The organism is Bradyrhizobium sp. URHD0069, assembly GCF_000701345.1.
In the GTDB taxonomy this organism is placed as follows: Bacteria; Pseudomonadota; Alphaproteobacteria; order Rhizobiales; family Xanthobacteraceae; genus Bradyrhizobium.
The window spans coordinates 75729-95404 of sequence record NZ_KL370775.1 but is presented as its reverse complement, the minus strand read 5'-3'; the positions used below and the strand labels follow the sequence as shown (position 1 = coordinate 95404).

General features: G+C 57.5%; 13 protein-coding genes and 1 pseudogene. 5 read left to right on the top strand and 9 right to left on the bottom strand.

Annotated features, from left to right (window positions below):
- The first annotated feature begins 726 nt into the window (after nt 1-726).
- Nucleotides 727-1179 carry a hypothetical protein gene (locus tag N554_RS37675; protein WP_029586985.1) on the top strand — a complete coding sequence of 151 codons (453 nt, stop codon included), beginning with the start codon at nt 727-729 and terminating at the stop codon, nt 1177-1179.
- Nucleotides 1180-1206: 27 nt separating this feature from the next.
- Here N554_RS37675 and N554_RS0131010 read toward each other — a convergent pair whose 3' ends face one another.
- The 5 genes from N554_RS0131010 to N554_RS40615 form a co-directional block, all read right to left on the bottom strand.
- Nucleotides 1207-2433, bottom strand: coding sequence for a sensor histidine kinase (locus N554_RS0131010; protein ID WP_245283768.1), 1227 nt, complete (start codon nt 2431-2433; stop codon nt 1207-1209).
- A gap of 484 nt (nt 2434-2917) precedes the next feature.
- Entirely contained in the window at nt 2918-3307 is a 390-nt protein-coding gene (locus tag N554_RS0131005) for a response regulator transcription factor (RefSeq protein ID WP_029586983.1), read from the bottom strand.
- A 107-nt stretch (nt 3308-3414) separates the two neighbouring features.
- Nucleotides 3415-4074, bottom strand: coding sequence for a response regulator transcription factor (locus N554_RS0131000; RefSeq protein ID WP_029586982.1), 660 nt, complete (start codon nt 4072-4074; stop codon nt 3415-3417).
- Nucleotides 4071-7118, bottom strand: coding sequence for a PAS domain S-box protein (locus N554_RS36850; RefSeq protein WP_051677817.1), 3048 nt, complete (start codon nt 7116-7118; stop codon nt 4071-4073). Before N554_RS36850 ends, N554_RS0131000 begins: the two co-directional genes overlap by 4 nt.
- A gap of 851 nt (nt 7119-7969) precedes the next feature.
- Nucleotides 7970-8149 carry a hypothetical protein gene (locus N554_RS40615; RefSeq protein WP_156042213.1) on the bottom strand — a complete coding sequence of 60 codons (180 nt, stop codon included), beginning with the start codon at nt 8147-8149 and terminating at the stop codon, nt 7970-7972.
- 575 nt (nt 8150-8724) lie between these two features.
- On the opposite strand from N554_RS40615, the gene N554_RS39235 reads away from it, so the two are divergent.
- The 4 genes from N554_RS39235 to N554_RS36835 all read left to right on the top strand — a co-directional run bounded on the left by N554_RS39235 (nt 8725) and on the right by N554_RS36835 (nt 13669).
- Nucleotides 8725-8871, top strand: coding sequence for a BON domain-containing protein (locus N554_RS39235; protein ID WP_081851515.1), 147 nt, complete (start codon nt 8725-8727; stop codon nt 8869-8871).
- Between the two features lie 1436 nt (nt 8872-10307).
- The gene (locus N554_RS0130975; RefSeq protein ID WP_156042212.1) at nt 10308-10559 is read left to right on the top strand and encodes a hypothetical protein; all 252 of its coding nucleotides are present in this window, start codon (nt 10308-10310) and stop codon (nt 10557-10559) included.
- A 475-nt stretch (nt 10560-11034) separates the two neighbouring features.
- Nucleotides 11035-11559 (top strand): DUF1269 domain-containing protein, encoded by a 525-nt coding sequence (locus N554_RS0130970; protein ID WP_029586979.1) that lies wholly within the window; start codon nt 11035-11037, stop codon nt 11557-11559.
- A gap of 568 nt (nt 11560-12127) precedes the next feature.
- Complete coding sequence (locus N554_RS36835; RefSeq protein WP_051677816.1) at nt 12128-13669, top strand: proton-conducting transporter transmembrane domain-containing protein; 1542 nt, start codon at nt 12128-12130, stop codon at nt 13667-13669.
- Nucleotides 13670-13797: 128 nt separating this feature from the next.
- Here N554_RS36835 and N554_RS0130955 read toward each other — a convergent pair whose 3' ends face one another.
- From N554_RS0130955 to N554_RS36830, 4 genes and pseudogenes are all read right to left on the bottom strand, one after another.
- Nucleotides 13798-15249, bottom strand: coding sequence for a GntP family permease (locus N554_RS0130955; protein WP_029586977.1), 1452 nt, complete (start codon nt 15247-15249; stop codon nt 13798-13800).
- A gap of 4 nt (nt 15250-15253) precedes the next feature.
- Nucleotides 15254-16306: a patatin-like phospholipase family protein gene (locus tag N554_RS0130950; RefSeq protein ID WP_029586976.1), complete on the bottom strand. Its 1053-nt coding sequence runs from the start codon at nt 16304-16306 to the stop codon at nt 15254-15256.
- Between the two features lie 659 nt (nt 16307-16965).
- Entirely contained in the window at nt 16966-18204 is a 1239-nt protein-coding gene (locus tag N554_RS0130940; protein ID WP_245283767.1) for an alpha/beta fold hydrolase, read from the bottom strand.
- Nucleotides 18205-18747: 543 nt separating this feature from the next.
- Nucleotides 18748-19378, bottom strand: a pseudogene (locus N554_RS36830) (glutathione S-transferase family protein).
- Between the last annotated feature and the right edge of the window lie 298 nt (nt 19379-19676).

Below are 19676 nucleotides of genomic sequence, written 5' to 3'. Positions count from 1 at the left end.
GCGACACCGAACGGCTGCGCATCACGCGCCGTATCACACGGGCGCTCATATCGAACACCTGGTACAGGCGCTGGCGGGAGTCTTAGTGGACGTCCGTCTCACAACGGCAGCTTGATTAAATAGAGCGCGCTACGTCAGATGCGAGCAGGAAGCAACGGTCACTCGCCGCGAGGTAGGCAAGCATGATTGATCCATCAGACCTTATCCGACGCGCTTCCGAACTAGCCGAACATGCCGACCACGAAGAGGACCCCAGAACGCATCAACGCTTGCTGAGGATGGCCAGGTACTATGCAGAAATCGCGGAACGCGAAAAATGGGTGGCAGCCCACCCAACGTCGATAGCGTCCGTCAGCGAACTCTGCGTCAAGAAATGAGCACGTCCGTCCGAACACAGGTTGAGCACACCCGGGTTCGCGGGCCAGAGTCTGCCTTTCCCTAGACAGCGGACGTTCTTTGGCAGCTCGTTATGCGAAGCCCAACTAACTACCGTCGTACCTTGCGCTTGCTCGAAAACGTGTGATCGTGCGGCTTCCGGCTCATGCGCTGAACCAATAGTCTTGTTAACTTTAGCCGACGATTTGTATGAGAATCCTCATTTCGAGGGTCAACCTGCCCTTTAAGCGCCCGAATCCATGCTGACGCTACGCGGCGGTTACCGGTCTAGGACAGAAAATGATCAGGACAGTCTGGCTTGCGACTGTATGTCTAGCGGTCGTCAGCGCCGTGGCCACCGGCAAGGCTCTGAGGACGCCGGCCGAGGCTATCGTTGCAGAGCGGTCGGCAGATCAAGCGACCGTTGGTATTGGCTCGGCTCAAGATACGCTAACCAAGGCCGATCGGCTTGAGATTGCCTACGCGCGTCAGGAAAGACTGCCCCAACCGGCATCGCAGCCTACCGAGCCAGCCGTTCCGGTCGTCAGTCCGTCTACGCCGCCGATTGAACCCAAGATCATCAGCCGGCACTGGCGCGATCCGAATGCCTTTTCGTCATCAGCCAAAAAGTCCAAACAAACCAAGCAAACCATCCCCAGCAAGAAGAGCAAGACCGCCGATCGCAAGGGCAATCAAGCTGCGGATCGTTCTAAACCAGCAGAACCGGCCAAGCCCTGTAGCCGTCCCGGGACCTTCGGCAATTTCTTAAGGTCTCTGAATTTGTCGCCGGCATGCGACTCCTAAATTTCAATCGCACTGGGACCACTTTGCTTAACTCCGGAGTGCGTAGGGGCATGCGATCTCAACCACGCACCCTGAGCCCGGGACGATTGTGAATCGGAAGCCATGCAGTTTTACAATCGCCGCTACCAGGTTCAGGCCAAGACCAAAGCCTGATGTGTGTCTTACATTGTTCGAACGGTAGAAACGCCTTAAGACGGCGTCGCGTTCGTGTTCGCTTATGCCAGAACCTGTATCTTTCACGCGCACGATGTTTTCGCCCTTGCCGCGAAGCAATCCAATTTCCACCCGCCCGCCGGCCGGCGTAAATTTGACAGCGTTGTCGACGAGGTTGGCGACCGCCTCGATCAGCAAGTCGCGGTCGCCGTGCACGCTTAATTCGTACGGCGAGTCAATGTGCAGAGCGATACCTTTGTCTTCCGCGATCGGTTCGTACATATCGCCTACTTCGCGTACGATATTCGCAAGGGCGACTTTGCCAAAGCCGGCTGATCGCTGACTATTCTCGATTTCCGCAAGCCGCAAGATGGCAGTGATGATCGATAGCAATTGATCGAGTCCGTCTATCGTCTTGTCTGCAACCATCTGTAGCTCCTCCAGTGTCCTGGCGTTGGTGCGACCGCGTTCAAGCATCAGCCGCGCACGGGTGAGCGGCGTCCGCAGGTCATGCGCTATATCATTGCCGACGCCTGCAAGGGAGTGGATGAGAGTTTCCATCTCGTCGAGCATGCCATTGACTATCATCGAAAGGCTGGAGAAGGGATCGTCGGTGTTCCGATGCGGGAGTCGTTCACGCAGGTTGCCGGCGACGATGCGCTGAACCCGCTCGTTGACCTCTTCAATACGCTTTCGGGCACGAGCGCTCAACAGCACACCGACCACAAGGCAAAGAAGCACACCGGGAATCAGACCAAGCGCGAGCGCCCGACCAACGACGTGTGCGATCTCCTCGACTTCGTCGACATTTCGTCCGATCACCAGCAGATCGCCGTTCGGCAAACTTCGCGCGATCAGGCGGACCGCCTGTTTCTTCCGACCACTATCGTCCACCCTGTCGACCACGGCGCTCTGTACCGCATTATCGATCTCAAGATCGGGCGGCAGACGTTCCAGGTTACCCGCTATTCTGCGACGGTTTGAGTCAAACCATCCCGCGAGCTGAACGCGAGCCGGATCCTGCTTCAGATCCTCATTGATCGCCTCCAGCCTCCGCTCCGGCGACAATTCCGCGAAGACGTCCATTTGCGAGGCGATCACACTGTCGGATCGCGTCGTCAGGTCCGCTTTCGTTTTCAAGTAGACAAACCCGAGCAACGCAACGATGAAGGCCGCAAATATAACGGCCACCAAGAAGGTCCAGCGCAGCGTGGATGAGCGCATCAACTCAGGTAGTTGCATAGACTACTCCGCGAAGGACTACGGAGGCGTTCAACGTTTCTGCTTATTCTGGTGAATATCTGCGAGGCTTCGACGAAAGGGCCATGACTTCGTCAACATAGGTTCCACCCCTGGCGTTTGACGCTTGGCTGATACTCGCCCGGCGCATTCCAGGCCCGGCTCCCAATGGCAGCTTAGTCTGATCAGGGCCAACGGCTCGATCCTACCGAGGTTGATTCGAATGACGTGTTGGTTTCGGCGCCCCATACCTTGGTTTAGCTGCGGGAGAACTCGCTCCAAACACGATGGCATTCGAAAAAGGCCATCGCAGGCGGCGTACGTGATAGCGCCGACGCTCACCGGCTCAGTTGCCGGCTCCCCCGTGATGACCTTCCAGGGCAGTGTGCAGGCAGTTGATCAAAGTGGGTCCGGCGAAGGGTTTGGCGAGGAAGCCAATGGCTCCAGCCTTCAGCGCTCGGGCGCGGACGCTCTCATCGGGGAAGGCCGTGATGAAAATAAACGGTGCAGCGTAACCCTGGGTGCGCAAAGCCGTTAGCAGATCCAAGCCGCTCATAACCGACATCTGCACATCCGCAATCACACACGACGTGTCATTCAGGTGGGCCGACTGCAAGAACTCCTCGGCCGACGCGAATGTATGGACAGTGTACCCATGCGACCTCAGAAGATTGTTCGTCGCAGCGCGGACGGATGCATCATCGTCAATGACGGAAATAACGGTTAGCGTTGACAAGACGGTCCTTCCTGACGCGGGCACAAAGCGCCTGCCGCAGCACAGCTGCCCGCTCGGAAAGTGGGCCGCCAATTAGGATTGTGAAATCATACTTAGGTTTGCTCGCGCTAGGACTTCGCACGGCCGATCCCCAGCGTTTCGGCCTTTCTCACCAAATCGGCCAAGGACCTAGCGCCCATTTTTTTCATAATGTGTCCCCGGTGGATCTTCACGGTAATCTCAGCGAGGCCAATCTCGGCTGCTATCTGTTTGTTCATGAGGCCGGAAGCGACCAAAGCCAGAATCTCCCGCTCGCGGGGGGTCAGCGTCTCAAAAAGCGCCTGCAAGTTCGCGACGATCTTCTCAGCTTCGCGCCTATTCCGATCTCGTTCAATCGCCGTTACCACAGCATCCAGCATGTCTTGATCGCGAAACGGTTTGGTCAGGAAATCGACCGCTCCGCCCTTCATGGCCTTGACGGTCATTGGAATATCGCCATGTCCAGTCATGAAGATTATTGGAATGTGAATGTTTGCCTTAGCTAGTTCGGTTTGAAAGTCCAGGCCGCTCAATCCTGGCAACCTGATGTCGAGGACCAGGCAGCTCGCAACATCGGGAAGTTTACTTTGCAACATTTCGCGGGCCGAACCGAACACCTCAACCTCCAATCCCACGGACTGAAAAAGATTGCTCAACGCCCTGCGCATCGATGCGTCGTCGTCGATAACGAAGACAATCGGCTGCCTGGCGCTCGCGGATTCACGCGGTGATTTGGGGCGCTCGATCACGACTCATCCTCTTGATGCAAGGGCAGGTCGAATTGAAACGTCGCACCCGGCCCCTCATTGCCGGAAGCTGACAGTCGTCCCCCGTGAGCTTCCACGATCGAACGGCAGATGGAAAGTCCCATGCCCAAGCCGCTGGATTTGGTGCTGAAGAAGGCGTCGAACAGCCGGGCCGCGTTCTCGGTAGGGATCCCGTTTCCGCAATCAGTCACACTCACGAGCACTTGTGTCTCGTCCTGGCCTGATCGGATCACCAGTTCGCGCGGCCGATCCGTGACCGATTGCATCGCTTCCATACCATTCATCACCAGGTTGATGATCACCTGCTGCAGTTGGACCCGATCACCCAGGATCATGGGTAGAGCGGGTGCCAATTCCGTTCGCAACGACACCCGATGGCTGATCAACTCACGCTGCACCAACGGGATAGTCTCCCTCACGACGTCATTGACGTCGAGCGGTACCTTCTCATGGCTGGTCTGGTTGACGAGCGCCCGGACGCGCCGGATCACCTCACCCGCGCGATTGCCGTCATCGATGATCCATTCCACCGAGCGGCGCGCTGCATCCAGGTCGGGATTTCCGCGGTCGAGCCAGCGCAAACAGGCCTCGGCGTTGGCGACGACGCCGGCGAGCGGCTGGTTTACTTCGTGGGCGATCGAGGCTGCCAGCTCGCCCAGCGTCGTCACGCGCGTTACGTGTGCGAGTTCCGCCTGCGTCTTGCGTAGCGCCTGTTCGGCGTGATCAGCGCGGATTGTCGCGGTAATATCGGTGCCGGTGCCCCGATAGCCGAGGAAATTGCCGTTAGCGTCATAAATCGGCTTGCCGCTTGATCTGACGTATACCGGAGATCCAGTGCCGCTCGCGGCGCGGTACACAAAATCGCGAAATGGCCGATGTGCGTCGAGCATCGCCCGATGCAATCGCCATTTTTCGGGTTCTGATTCGACGTCAGTTGCAATATCCCAGCGAGCCGAGCCAATTGCGCTAGAGGGCACGATGCCAGCAGCATTGAGGGGCTCCGATATGCGGGTGATCCGGTGGTCTGGTCCGGTTTCCCAGAGCCAGTCGGAGCCCGTTTCGGCATAATCGCGAAAGCGCTGCTCGCTCTCGCGAAGCGCTACCTCGGTCTGCTTGCGGTCCTCGATATCGGTAGCCGACCCATACCATTTGACAATGTTGCCAGCCTCGTCGCGCATCGGCTCGGCTTCGAACAAAAACCAGCGATATTCGCCATCGAAGCGCCGGAGCCGAGCTTCAAGCCCGCCTCGTATAGCGGACTCCCGTATTGCGCTCCACTTTTGCAACATGCCCATCTTGTCGTCAGGATGAAAGGCGCGAGGCCAGCCAGTTTCGGCTTGGTCCAATGAGAGGCCGGTATAGTCGAGGGCCGGCTGATTAAGGAAGTCGGGGATCCCTTCCGGTCCGGCGCGCCAGACCAGCGTCGGGATTGTATCGATGACGAGTCGAAGATGATCTTCGGATTTCTTGATTTCGTCAAAGGCCTTTTGCAGCTTCTCCTTTGCTTCGTGCTGCTCGGTGACGTCGATATGCGTACCGATTAATTCGACCACCTCGCCGTCGCTACTGACGACAGGGTGCCCTACGCAATGTACGCGCTTTATCGATCCATCTGGAATCGCTACTCGAAAATCAACTTCGAAGTCCGCGTTCTCTCGGATAGCCCGGGACGCCGCTTCGACATTGCGGACCCCATCTTCGGGGACAATATGGTCCCGGAGGGCTTTCAGCGGCACAGCGCCCTTTTCCGGATCAAACCCAAACAGATCGTATACTGCGGCCGAACGGTACACAAACTCTCGACGGCTCACATCCCAGACCCAACTGCTTGTGCGACTCAAACGCTGGGCCTCGGCCAAATAGGCCTCGCTACGTCGTAGTTTCCGTTCCGCCTCCTTTGCAACCGTAACATCCGTTACCGCCCCAACAAATTCGATGCTGTCAGGCGCATCTTTGGCAGCGCGAGCCACGGCATGGACATACTTTACTGAGCCATCCGGCATCAGCAATCGATATTCATGGTCGAAATCCTTTCCGTCCCTGGACGCGCGATCGATGGTCTTTTGCACGGCAGCGCGATCTTCCGGATGGGTGCGTTCAACAACCATATCAATGGTGACAGAGGACGCCTCGTCATATCCAAAGATCCTAAAGGTTTCCGACGACCAGGTGACCTCGCCGGTGGCGATGCGCCAGCCGAAACTACCGGTGAGGCTCAATCGCTGCGCCTCGGCCAAATGCGCTTCGCTTTGGCGCAGAGCATTTTCGGTGTGCTTGCGCTCGGTGATGTCCTCGCACGCAACCAAGATGATCAACTGGTCGTCCAACCGCCGTAAGGCTTTGGCGTTTTCACGAACCCAGAGCACTGAGCCGTCCTTGCAAACCTTTCGGATTTCCCAGGTGTGGGTTTGGCCGATAGTTTCTAGGCAAAGGCCCACATTTCTCCGGGCGACGTCCCGGTCTTCTTCGTAGACGACGTTCAGTACGGATTGACCAACCACGTCGGTGGCTGAATAGCCGAGTTTCTTAGCGCCAAAGGTGTTGACCGACAGGACCGTGCCGGTTCCATCGACTATGAAATACATAATCGGGTTGTCTTCGAAGAACTCTCTCCATTGCCTCTCGCTATCGCGTAAATAGGCCTCGCCACGCCGGAGGTTGGCTTCGGCCTGAAGTGCTGATTCCATTCGCTGGCGGTAACTTCGGATCAAGAGCATCACGATCAACGAGGTAAGCAAGGAGGCGACCGCCACCATGATATGTTGCGGATTGTCGATCCGGAAATCGAAAGTTAGCGGAGCAAAAAAGTACACCAGGCTTGCAACAGACATGACAGCAAGCAGCGCCGATGCAGCGATGCTGCCCATCAGTGAGAACAGCACGACAACAATCAAATAGGCGAACGCGGTCGAGGCGAGGTCGACGCCAAGCCGAAAAAGAGCCCAGGTCAAAAATGCCAGCGCAAGGCTGCCGAAAAAAAATTGCGCGGCCAAATTCTCGAAATTCGTGAGCTGGTTACGCGCCATTCGCAGAGCGTCCCCGGTCTTTCTGACGGACAAGATTAGAGCATTTCGGAGGAGAATCGGCAATTCGATTGCCCCCTCAGCGCGGCTTATGCAGGCGGTTCCACCAAGCGAGATTGCCTATCGCGAGCGAGATTGCCACCAAGGTACAGTCCAGTTGCGCAGAAGCGCGCCGCTAACGTCCAGAGAGATGGGACGTGAAACGAAAATACCACAAACCTCCGTATGACTCCCCTGATCCCTTTCGATATCGGACGCTTACCTACGTACAATTGAGCCATCAATCTCAATCGCTTTAGTCTCAATGCTAATCTGGAAAAGCCGATTGCAGGTGGCAAGATGTCCACGATCCCGGCCAACGAGATTGAGCGCAACCGCGATAATCCCGACGGTCGGAATCACATGTGTGCCCTGCCGGCAAACCACACTTATGACGGCGAAGAGCTCCGCTGCTTCGCCCTGGGAGGCGGCACATGAGAGTCAAACTCTGCGCGCGGTGTCCATATACGCCGCAAGACTTGACAGGCCACTACGACCCCGAAGCCGCACGTCATGCGTGCGCGAAGTGCGACGGCGAGCAAAGGATACTCACCAACCAATACCCACGCGAGGTCCACAGGAGACGAAAATGCGCAACAGTCCCCAATATTTTCGGAATGGCGCAGCCACGCGATGCGCCATCTGTGACGGAAAATTTGGTCTCATCCGGTACTACTTCTGGCGAACTGCTCTCTGTTCAAAGAAGTGTGCTGATCGCTTTAAGGCCCGCCAGGACGGCGACCGGAGATGGTTACGCCGACTTCAAGTCGCCTGACAACAACTGCAGCGAGAATCACGCGGAAATTTCTCGCCGTTCAGGATTTCGGAACAAGGAGGCCGCGCATTGAACCTTCTAAGAAAACTCCTCTTATGGAGCTGTCTTTGTTGCCTGTTGGCAATGCCAGTCCAAGCGCAAGAAGGTGGAGAAGATCACGCTGCGCTTCGCCACCATCCTCCGCAGGACCAGCTCCTGCACGAAAGATTTTATTCAACATGGCACATGCCCGACAATCCTGCCCTTAGCTGTTGCAACAAGGCGGATTGCTACCCGACCGAAGTCAAATACGTGGACGGCAGCATCTACGCAAAACGCAGAGAAGACGGGAAGTACATTCTTGTCCCACCTCAGAAGGTAGAGCACAATAGGGACAATCCCGACGGCAGAAACCACCTGTGCGCTCCCCCGCCCAATGTCTCCGATACCGTGTTCTGCTTCGCATTGGGGGGCGCGACATGAGATTCGTGTTGGTGAATGGCAGGACGCCCTGCCCGCAATCTTTCTGTGTGCTGTGCTGTGAGCCAATCGCGGCGAGCTATCTGCGAGAAATCGGTACGCGGCTTTCCTACTGCGATCAAAATTGCTACGCTGACCACTGCAAAACGGCGATCCTGGCGCTCGAAAATCGTGCCAGAGCATCATGAGTAGCCGCCCCCGCCGGGAACGCCGTGCGTCGTGTCAGGGGTGTGAAAGGCGTATCAGACATCATCGCCGTCAAGCCCCGCGCTGAGCCTACCGAGGTCCGGAAGAAAGGACAGGAAGCGCTCAAGCGCAACGCTGAGGCAGAAGCCAATGGCGTCCTTGTCCGAGACCAATGGCAGCGAGGTGTTTCTGAGTGGCACCGTGCGCACCTGGTTCGAGCGCCACGAAGCCGAACGCGTGGCGTGGTCGGCATCGGACGTCACCAAGGTGGAAGCCCGGATCGTCGTCGCCCCCTGACCTCCGCGCGGGCGCAGAGCCAGCCAAGCTAAACTCCTGTGATCTTGACGGCGGAACTCTCGCTCAGTGCAAAGCTCCTTGTACGTTGCCGTCGTGTACGTTGGTTGGCGATTCGCGATGCCATCGGCTCCTTGACTGCCGGGCTTCACCAACACCGGTGCCGGCGACCGTCATGGCCGCGGCAGTGGGAGCGATAACGCTCGCGAGGAGCGATGCCGCTTTCCCTCGCCGCATAGGCCTCCATGGCTGGAGGGTCCGATGCCAATGCGGCCGCCGGCGTGGGCGCTCCGCCGAACATCCAGATTAGGGTGATAGAATGCAAAGAGGCCTGGTTCCTGGATGGCGGCCTGCGCGAATACCCGGGGTTACCGCCGTCACCGAAAGAAGTGCTGCCACGGCAAGAGTCTTGAGTGAAGTCATAGCTGCGCCTCCATGTACGGATCGGTGCGAAAATTCGCGGAGCGCGCAGAAGCAACCAGATGAGCATGCTCTGGTGACGCGGACGTCTCACCTTTGAAGCATCCGAACACTCGGATGTACTAGCTACATATAGGCCGGCGACAATCTCGCCCCACTGAATTACGCGTCACAAACTTCAATGAAACGTTCGATAGCGGCAAAGGCGTTTCGTTTGCTGTGGAACTTCCCCGATGGCGCGGCGCATTGCGCCAAGGCGGGCGAGACGGCCATGGCGGTAAACTGCAGAAGCGATATACAATGGTCAGAGCGAGGACACGCGGGAAGCCATGAAAATCGGATCGCTTGCGCTCACTGTTGTTGCGCTCTCTGCGGCCCCTATCGACTACGGGATTAGGTCTGCATTCGCGACCGACTTTTGCGTCGAACTCACCGCTGCCGAATTCAGTCGCAGAATCGAGCGACGGGGCGATGATAATGCCTGCGCCGGAAGTGATACCTCTAACATTAAGGCCGCAGCTAGAGATCGGGCCAGAGACAATGCGAATAATGCTATTGCACCGCAATGTTTAAGCAACGTCACACTAGATATTGGGCAGCAGGCTTGTACCCGGGTCAATTTGGTTGCCAATACTTCTCCCAATAACTCGTGGGTTGACGTTCCTCCTGCACCGAAGCCAGACGCGAACAAGGTAAAATACATTGGTCAAGGGATCGGCAGCGCCGCGGGCGTGAACCTCTGTGCTATGGCGCATGATATCCGCCTCAGGACACGCAACGTTGTGGACGGGCACTGTTCTCATGGCAGCGGAATTTTGCCGCACAGAACTTTTGTAACTGCCCGAGCTTGGGCACGTTGTGCGGTGATATGCAGGACTCCGTAGCGCATGACAGCGGTGTACTTCTCGTCGGCTCGGGCCGGATAAAATGGAGACACGTCACAGCACGTCGTACGCATCGCCGCTCAGTGTGAGTTATCTTTTCGACATGTAGACGCAAGAGCGAACAAATGACCTCAATTGTTCTTCACGGCCATTGGTGCGTTTTTTATCGCTACTTGGCATGACCGCGCACGAGCTATGCCGCTCACCAAGCCGGGTACGATGATCGTTGAAGAGATCGCGATGGAAGCTCAGTGGCGGCACCGGCATCATCATTGCGTCGTCATAGCAGGCAGCACCTACACTACGCCCACCGGCCCAAACATCGTGGTGATCAAGCCGGCACCTGCCGCACGAAGAAATGACGCTGCCCCGCAAATCGCATCGTGATTTAAGTCGCCCGGCGTGCCGATCGAGAAATGAGGAGTCGGAGCGTGGCGCATCGAGATGCCGCCGTGCGGATTCCAGATTTGCAACGCCTTTCGCTTTGTCGGCCCGCTGCCAATATGACAGTAGCCTTCTAAAGCCGTGTGGCCTCGTCTCAATAGGTCAGAGGCGTTGACAGATCGACGGGACAACCGTTGTGTATCTTCAGGTCTAACGCCGACCGAAAAGGCATCGACGGCCACTTATTCAGATGCGTTAGCAAATCTCGCCTCGACTTTATCGAGGCCCGCACCAGGGCTTCATTAAATCTCATCACAGCTTCATTGAAGCTTCTTTTACGGTTGTGAGGGGCTTCTCGTCGCGACTGCCCTCGGCCTTACAGTCCCGTGGCTGGTACTATTTCGATCTAGTGAGTTGTGAGGTACGATCGGGCATTCCAGTTTGGGGAGGGGGAGACTTCAACCTAGCGGAGGCTTCCATGTCTGATTTAGTTGTCATCGTGTATCCGTCCGAGGAGAAGGCCGAAGAAGTACGCCAACGCCTCATCAAACTGCAGAAAGAATATCTGATTACGATCAACGACGCAGTAATTGCCGTTAAGACCGAAGCGGGCGCCATCAAACTGAACCAACTTGTTAACACGACCGCTTTGGGAGCGGCCTCAGGCAGTTTCTGGGGACTCCTGATAGGAGTTCTCTTTCTGAATCCAATCATAGGCGTCGCGTTGGGCGCGGCGTCAGGGGCGCTCGGAGGCGCGCTGACGGATTTTGGCATCAATGATACATTCATGAAGGAACTCGCAGCGAGCATCCAACCCGGTAATGCCGCTCTGTTTGTTCTCATCAAAAACATGACAGCAGACAAGGTGCTTAAGGAAATCAAGGATTCAGGAGGCGTCGTGCTGAAAACATCGCTTGATGAGACAAAGGAACAGGTGTTACGCGACGCCCTCGCCAAAGCAGCGACTACCGAAACGCCGCCGCAATCGGCAAAGTTGGCCTAATTGCGGAGCTTTAACAGGTTGTTCTCGGTGAGGCCGAGGCGGCTGATTGGGACTTTATCATCAATTCCGGCGGGCGATCGCGACCGGCTACCGGAATGTAGCCTCAAAAGATAATCGTTTTCGAGGTCTGCAGCCTGGTAGCCGAAGGAGGCCGATGAGTGACGACCGATCAGTCCGCTGACAGAGGGCGTCTAGCCGCCGGTCTTAGGTTGGGTTCCCACAACGACCCGCTCAGGAGCCAGCAAACCGAGCCGTCCGCCGTTTTGTGCCGATAAAGTATGGATGTAGAAGTATGTATCGGCGTCGTCGGCCGCTTCCATCACCGGCGACGGCGCCGACACGATCGAAAGCCCAGCACATCTTCCGATCCAGTCAATATGCCGGTGTCCGTGCATTAGCACTGCCCGGCCTCCCAACGCCTGGAGCCGCCGAACAAACCAATTTCCATTTACCGCTGTACCGATTCGCTCAGATAGCACCTTTGCTACTTTGGGATACTCGATAACATGGTGGTGAAGAGCGATGATCCAACACGCCTGCATGCCTTTGGTCACGGGCGCTGAACCGGATGCCTTCGCTCCTGGCGCCCGCCCCGATCCCGGCGCTTGCGGCCGTGTTGCTTGCCGCTGATGATTCCCCGCTGATATTGGGGACAGCACGCCTGCACCTGACTTTCGCCCTCGACCTTCCCGGAGCCCTGTTGCTCGGCGTTGCGGCGCTGTTGTGGATCGCATCAGGTGCTTACGCTTCGCAGTATCTGCAGGGCCGACCGAACCGCGGGCGATTCGTGGTGTGCTGGTTGATAACGCTGACCGGCTGCCTCGGCGTATTTCTCGCTGCCGACATGGTGAGCTTCTATTTTCTTCTAGCGCTGCTTACGCTCGGAGCCTGCGGCCTCGTTATCTACCACGAAACGCCTCGCGCATGGCGCGCCGGCGCGATTTATATCGGGCTCGCCCTGCTGGCCGAAGCATTGCTGCTAATGGCTTTCGTGCTGCTCGCCGCACAAATCCCGGGTGATAGCCTGTTAATCCGTGACGCTGCGGCAGCGTTGCCGACCTCGCCTCAGCGCGATCTGATACTTGCCCTGTTGATCGCCGGCCTGGGCATCAAGGCCGGACTCGTACCATTTCATTTCTGGATGCCACTGGCATATGCCGCGGCGCCGACGCCTGCTTCCGCTGTACTGAGCGGTGCGGTCGTCAAGGCAAGCGTCCTTGGAATGATCCGCTTTCTGGCCTTCGACACCGCGCGGCCCGATTGGGGCACGGCGCTCGCAGCCGCCGGACTTTTCGCCGCGCTCTACGGCGTTGTGATTGGCATCACGCAACGCAATCCCAAGGTCGTATTGGCGTATTCGAGCGTGAGCCAAATGGGATTCATCGTTGCGGTCATTGGTATGGGAATGATCGCAGGAGATGACCGAGCTGCACTGGCATCGGCTTTCTATGCCGCGCACCACGTCCTGGTCAAAGGCGCGTTGTTCCTGTCCGTGGGCGTGATCGCCGCGACCGGAAGCCGTCGTCTATGGCCGATGCTTCTGCCCGTGGCAATAATTGCAGTGGGCCTCGGCGGGCTCCCGCTTACCGGCGGCGCCTTGGCGAAGATCGTGGTTGACGGACCGCTGGGAGATGGTACCGCGAGCAAGATTGCAACGCTGTCTGCTGTCGGAACGACGCTGCTGATGCTGCAGTTCTTGCGCAGCCTCGCGAAGACCGCGTCACGAGACCCGGAGGCGAAAGCGGCCGCCGGACTTGTCTGGCCCTGGTTGGCGACCGCTGCAGTTTCGCTCGTCGTGCCGTGGACGTTGTATCTGGCGGTCCCGAGCGAAACGCTGCCTGACCCGCTCGCTCCTGCGGTGCTATGGAAAGCGCTCTGGCCCGTTTTGCTAGGCGCCGTACTGGCGATCGGGCTGTGGCGTTGGGCGCGTTGGTTGCCACGCGTTCCCGAGGGAGACGTCGTGGTGGCAATAGATGGTGGAGTTCGCCTGGCTGTTGCGTGGGGCAAGACGCTGGAACGAATGGACAACGCTCTTCGTCAGTGGCCGGCGGCCGGCGTGTCGTTACTTATATTGATTGTCGCGCTAGGTGCGGCGCTATTCGCGCGGTAAAACGGTTCGCAAAATCGCCAGATGCTCGCATCATCGGCGCCTCTAACTTCGATGATGCTGTGGAGAACGGCCCGGAGCAATTGAAATGGTCCGCAATATATCTCTTTCCCGCGTGCGCCCGCACCATTCTAGAAGGAGCCAAACGTCGAGCCCAAGGCAATAACCGCCACGAGGGCGATGATCGCGCCGACAATCCCGACCATGACGATATCGAGATAACTTTCGCGATGCTTCGAGCCACAGACAGCGAGCAGCGTCACGACCGCGCCATTGTGCGGCAGGCTGTCAAGAGTACCGGAGCCAATGGCGGCTACCCGGTGCATCAAACCCGGATCGATACCTTGCTCCGCGGCGATGCGCATATAGGTGTCGCCGAGCGCATCGAGTGCGATCGTCATTCCACCCGAAGCCGAACCGGTCAGGGCGGCGAGTACGTTAGTTGCCATCGCAAGCGAGACCAACGGCCCGCCTCCAATTGAAAGCACCCAATCGCGCACCGTCGCAAACGCGGGCAGCATCGCGACGACGGCGCCGAAGCCCACTAGGCTGGCGACACTGAACGCTGGCAAGACAGAGGCGTTGGCGCCGGCATCCATGCTCTCGCGCAAGGTCGGCAGCCGCTGATTATTGACAAGGATAAGTGTCAGGATCGCGGTCGCGAGTGCCACCGCCACCGACCAGACACCTGCAACAGCTGACAGTGAGGTGGCGCCCCAGCGCGCCTCCGCCAGGAAGGAAAAGTCCAGACGCGGCAAAATGACGAGCGACATCAGGAGATTGACGGTCACGACAACAACCAGCGGAAGCGCGGCAATACCAATCGGCACCGGGGTTTCGCCATGACGGCCATGGCCGATCTCCGCAGGATCGAATTCGCGTGCGGTCGTCGCCCGCTCCCGGATAATCTGGTCATCGGCGACCGAGCGCGGGGTCATATCAGTGCTGCCATAGCCCTCACCTGCCCGCCGAGCGCGGGCTTCGCAACGGGCGAGCCACCACAATCCAAATCCCAGCATGATGGCTGAGGCGATGATGCCGAGGCCAGGCGCTGCAAAAGGCGTGGTGCCGAAAAATGGCATCGGAATCGCGTTTTGAATGGCTGGCGTTCCGGGGAACGCTGTCATCGTGAACGTCGAGGTGCCGAGTGCGATTGCCGCCGGCATCAGCCGCCGCGGAATGTCGGCGGCCTGAAAAAGCGCCTGTGCCATCGGCGCCAAAACAAAGAAGGCGACGAACAAGCTGACGCCCCCATATGTCACCAATGCACCCGCGAGCACGACCGCCAGTATCGCGCGGCGCGCACCCAGCCGCTCGGTCATGAAACGTGCGATGGACTCGACCGAACCGCTGTCGTCCATGAGCTTGCCGAACAGCGCACCGAGCAGGAACAGCGGGAAGAATTGAGCAAGAAACTGCGCTGCGCTGCCCATGAAAGTTTGTGTCCAATGGGCGAGCAACGGCTCCCGAGAAACGGCAGCCGCGATAAGTGCGGCCGCAGGCGCCAACAGCAGCACGCTCCACCCGCGATAAGCCAGCCAGACGAGCAGCCCCAGCGCAAGGAGAATGCCTAGAAGGCCCATGGCATCAGACCTGTTCCAGTAGAACGTCCAGATTGAGTGTGGAATGCTTACCAACACTCGCACCATGCGCCGTCAGAAAGGAATCCGCGCAACGACGGCCCTCCTCCCGCAGCATGCTTAGAAAGTCCCATTCCGCGTTGAATTTGGAAGAAGCTCCAAGCTCGTCGATGGTTTTACTTGAGATGAGATGAATACGCATTCCTGCCCATAGAGCCCCCTCGCCAGTGCCGACATCAGCGATCTGGCGTAATAGGGCAATCATACGCAATTCCTTCAGAAGGGTGGCATTGAAGGAAACCTCATTCAAACGGTCGAGGATCTCGCGCGCCGCACGCGGCGTGCCTTGGCGTTCGACGGGGTTGACCGCAACGAGCAACGTATCGTGCGATGTGCACTCGCGCACCAATGGGGTGATGGTCGGATTGCCCGAGTAGCCGCCATCCCAATAGGCCTCGCCGTCGATCTCTATGGCCTGAAACAGCGTCGGAAGGCAGGCGGACGCGAGCAGCACGTCCGGCGTGAGATCACCGTTTCGGAAGACGCGGCCCCGGCCAGTGCGAACGTTGGTGGCGGTCACGAACAAACGGATTGGAGATTTCGCCGCCCGCCCAAAGTCCACGCAGTCGGCAAGTATGTCGCGTAACGGGTTAGCGCCTCCCGGGTTCAGATCATAAGGCGAGAACACACGCGCGGCCAGGTCGAAAGCTAAGAAGAACGGCGAAGTGTCCAACGTCCACCGGCCTAAGAGCATATCCAGAGGGCTTCGCCGGATAGGGCTGAATCGAGCGGAATGCGAGACGCGCCGCCAGAAATTTTCAAGCGCAGCCTGCGCTCCCTTAGATCCGTCCTTTTCATAGCCATCCACCAGCACCACGGCATTCATCGCGCCCGCAGAGGTGCCCGAGATACCATGGATCCGTAGCCATGGCTCCTCGAGGAGCCGATCAAGAACGCCCCACGTAAAGGCGCCGTGAGAGCCGCCACCCTGCAGGGCAAGATCGGCCAAAACGGTCTCGCGGCCAACGCTCGCCGAAGAATCGGAAAGGACGGTTTTCATCACACCCCTCATGGACTGCTGCGGGTGTCAAAACCTAGTGGGATAAAGCCTCACCCGCTATCGGGGTTTACCCTACCTCTCGCATTGATTGCATTTTGGGGGATAGCTGAATTGCAATACTGATACTAGGAATGGTTCATACGCAATAAACCTTCAGACCCACGTCAGTTGCCTCAGATTCGCACAGCGAACACCAAATTCGACCGACTGAACTGGCCCGCCTTACACAATTCGACAGATCGGGGAAAACGGCTGGAGCGTCACGCGGACGCAGACCGACGTCCTCGCGGTGTTTCCCTTTCGAGCGCTAAGGTAATTACCTGATAGCGTAGGTCGTGACGGAGGAACAACGTCTGCGGAAGTGCTATCCGATGGACGCACGTCTCTGTCGCTGCGAGCACATCGACAACGCCAAGTCACCAGAGTAGACCGATGCGCAAACTCAACACGCGAGGTATTATCATTTTCGTAGTGGGCCTCTTGCTGGGAACGGTACTGATTGGGCTGGGAATCGCCCTTGTGATCACGCTCAAGCATCGGGCCATGCCAAGCAACCCGAATGCTGATGTCATCAGGCAGGGCAGGCCGATTCCTGCTGCGCCAGCATAGTAGGGCCGCCATTCTCCGTCGTCAGGTTCAGACCGCGCGTTGCAGTGCCATTAAGGATGTTGCTTCAGCGCGCTTCGATGCCGGAGTCGTTTATCATACGATCGCTTTTCTTCAGGAACGTTCTCCGGCTCTTTCAGCTCGCTGCTAACTAGCCAATGAGAAATCTTGCGCCATGACCCGTCAAGCGCCTTGGACCCTAGGAATAGGCTCAAATGGCCGCATGGTTCCGCCACCTTCTCCAACAATTCGGCCGGTGTGCCGACTAGCCGTGTTGTTGCGAACAGCTGATCGACCGAAACGACTTCGTCGTTGCTGGCAGCGAGAAGAAAGATTGGTACGCGAAGCTGCGTCAGATCAACCTGTTGCCCAAGGGCGACAAAGCGCCGTTCAGCGATCTGGTTTTCCTTGAATAGCCATTTGACGACTTGAAGGTAGAATCCCCCGGGTAAATTTAGCGTTTCGGCATACCATTGCCGAAATCGATCACACAATTCACGCCGTCGCCCCGAGTCAAGGCCCGGCGGATTTTGAAGAACCGCCTCCGCATCATTGAAGCTCGATGAGATACCCCAAGATTCAAGCATACGGTCACCATGGACAATGCCCTTTCCCTGCTGGACAAGCTCGTCAAACATCCTCAGCGGAACATTGGCGACGAAACGGGATAGTTGAGATTCGGCGGCCGCTATGTCGATCGGCGCGCCGACAAGAACTAGCCGTCGCACCTTTTTTGGAAAGCGCGCGGCATAGACCAATGCCAACCAGCCGCCTTGACACAAGCCAATCAGGTCGACCGGCGGTCCAAGTTCGTCTACCGCAACATTGAGGTCGGCGAGGTAGTTATCGATTGAAAAATAACGTGTCTCCGGGGTTGCAGACCGCCAATCGGTGACAAAAATGCGCGACAAGCCACCCTGGCACAACGCCTCGACTACGCTATGACCCGGAGCAAAATCCGCAATGGTTGCACTGTGTAGCGCATAGGGTGCACAAATGAGTGTCGCGAGCCCACCTGTTTTTGTGGAAAAATTCCGCAATCGCATCGATGGGAGCTCAAGAGCGACCGTATTCGATGTCGTCCAAGGCAACGACAAACTACTCGATACACTTCGCTTACCCGATACCGACGAGATGAGATCTTCAAGAAACCGCACGTTGGCCTTCCCCACCAGCGCTGCTGCAGCAAGCGGCCAGACCAGAAACGATTCTAAGGCCGAATCCGACCGTGACATCCCGGCTTCAGCTCTTGGCTGCCCTCCTGGCTCGCTTGTCTCACGCTTCGAATTCATACGCCCAGCTCGATCCTACGGGCAAGTCATGGCCTTGGGTCGACGTACTGCTTCACACGCCGCGGATAGGTATCTGGAAGACCTTTGATTTCGGCGGTGTCCAGCGGCGTCACCGCGCGAGTTTCGTCGAACCACACGTATTCGTCGAATTGCTGCGGCGCTCGCGAACTCGGTTTCGGATCCGTTCCATTCCATCAAGGGATTGAGATCAGTCCCCCACCTATGGGAACGAATCGCGCTGCGTCGGCGAGGTTCCGGACCGGCGTTTCCTGTTCCGGAGAAACCACCGCAACGCCCGGCGCGCAGGTGCGCGCCCCTCACCTTCCTTCCCGGTCCCCCTCCTCGCCTCCCCGATCAATGGAACGAAGCGAACGTCCGCGATACCCTCGCTGCGGTACTCATTTTCTGAAACGCGCGTGACCCGGACCAGTTCCCCCACGCGTTGATCCGCGCCGGCCGAAATCACCAGCCAGCAGCCGATCTTCATTGCGCCTTAAGGGCCTCCGGAACCTGCGGGCCGCAGTTCATTCCGCCAAAATCTACTCACGGCATCGGGATATCATTCAACCTCTTCGGTACTTGATAGCCGCATTGAACGGCCGGTCGCGCGGCAATTCGCACGTACCAGGATTTCACATTTGGAAACTCACTCAGATTTATCTTTTGCCATTCGAATCTGGGAGATCCAGGGCCAGATTGCCATGTCAGCGATCGAGTATGTTTCAGCAATGAAATCGCGGCCGGTTAAACATTTGTCCAGCACGCCGTAGAGTCGATAGGCTTCCTTGGCGAAGCGCTCTTCGGCAAATGGTGCTTTTCCTGGATTGAAGTGGATAAAATTGTGCACTTGCCCAAGTGCCGGACCGACTCCGCCAATCTGCCACATCAGCCACTGAATTGCAGACCATCATCCCTTCGAACTTTCCGGAAGGAAGCGCCCATGCTTATCCGCAAGATACAGCATAATCGCGCCCGACTCCATCAGTGTGGTTCCGTTATCGTGATCGACAATTGCCGGGATCTTATTGTTGGGACTGAGTGCGAGATACTGCGGCGTAAATTGCTCGTTCTTTCCAATGTCAATCGGCTTTACTTCATACTCGACACCAAGCTCTTTCAACATGATGGAGACCTTGCGGCCGTTTGGTGTGCTCCAAGTATAAAGGTCGATCATGATCTTCTTTCCTCCTGATTGCATCTGATTGCCATCGGTCATGGCTGGCGATCAAATCATTGCTCCACGCCCGGTATGTCGAAAGACCTCGGACCGCAATTAGTCAGCGGTAGAGGGCTTCGAGCCTGACAACGTATTAGTCTTTGTGTCACTCGCGAACTTCCTGAGATACGCGATAAGGCCATTTATCCTCGCTTCGTCCTTAATCCCTGAGAACTTTATCTTGGTGCCCGGGACCATCGCCTTTGGATTTTTGATGTATTCGCGCTCGAAAACGCTATTTGGAGCGCCGCCCTGG